The sequence below is a fragment of the Lysinibacillus sp. VIII_CA genome, from assembly GCF_049943995.1.
Taxonomy (GTDB): Bacteria; Bacillota; Bacilli; order Bacillales_A; family Planococcaceae; genus Lysinibacillus; species Lysinibacillus pinottii.
This window is the reverse complement of record NZ_JBNFXM010000123.1, coordinates 1-253: the sequence shown is the minus strand read 5'-3', so window position 1 is coordinate 253 and position 253 is coordinate 1. Positions and strand designations below refer to the sequence as shown.

Annotated in this window: 1 protein-coding gene; it reads left to right on the top strand. The window is 41.1% G+C overall.

Features of this window, described 5'->3' with window-relative positions; translation table 11 throughout:
* Positions 1–253, top strand: a 253-nt coding sequence (locus ACP3VS_RS24490; RefSeq protein ID WP_426390332.1) for an L-serine ammonia-lyase, iron-sulfur-dependent, subunit alpha, incomplete at both ends; no start/stop codon positions are given.

Sequence of the window (253 nt, the reverse complement as noted above, 5' to 3'; positions counted from 1 at the left end):
CTAAAGAACAAAATGTAAAAATCGCAGAAATTATGATTCAATGTGAAATGGAAACAAGAAGTATTTCACGTGAAGAAGTAATCGCTGGTATGGAAAAGAACTTAGTCGTGATGGAGCAAGCGGTAGAACGTGGTATTCGCGGTGTGAAATCACCAACTGGTTTAACTGGCGGAGATGCTGTAAAAGTTCAGGCGTATATGAAGAGCGGAAAAGGCTTATCTGGAGATACGATTTTGGACGCGGTGAGTAAAGC